At 63.9% G+C, this 238-nt stretch carries 1 protein-coding gene; it reads left to right on the top strand.

The genetic code is table 11. The annotated features are described in order from the left end of the window. Nucleotides 1-195: hypothetical protein (locus HMPREF2924_RS32770; RefSeq protein WP_070700873.1), on the top strand; the 195-nt coding region annotated here is incomplete at its 5' end. Between the last annotated feature and the right edge of the window lie 43 nt (nucleotides 196-238).

Below are 238 nucleotides of genomic sequence, written 5' to 3'. Positions count from 1 at the left end.
CGGCTGGTGGCCTTCGCTCAAGCCGAAGGCTGGAGCGTCGACCGCTCCGCCGGCGGCCACTTGAAGCTCAGCAAGATCGGCTGCGCCTCGATCTTCATCTCTTCCACGCCAAGCGACGCACGCGGCGAGCTCAATGCCCGCGCCCTGCTCCGTCGAGCCGACAGGCAGCGTTCCCTGAACCAGGAGTCTTTCTGATGCCTATCAAACACGCCATCGTCCACCTGATCGAGAAGAAGCC

Origin of the sequence: Pseudomonas sp. HMSC063H08 (genome assembly GCF_001813645.1) — a bacterium.
GTDB classification, from domain to species: Bacteria; Pseudomonadota; Gammaproteobacteria; order Pseudomonadales; family Pseudomonadaceae; genus Pseudomonas; species Pseudomonas aeruginosa.
The sequence above is the reverse complement of the archived record's forward strand: the minus strand, read 5'-3'. Positions and strand labels throughout refer to the sequence as shown.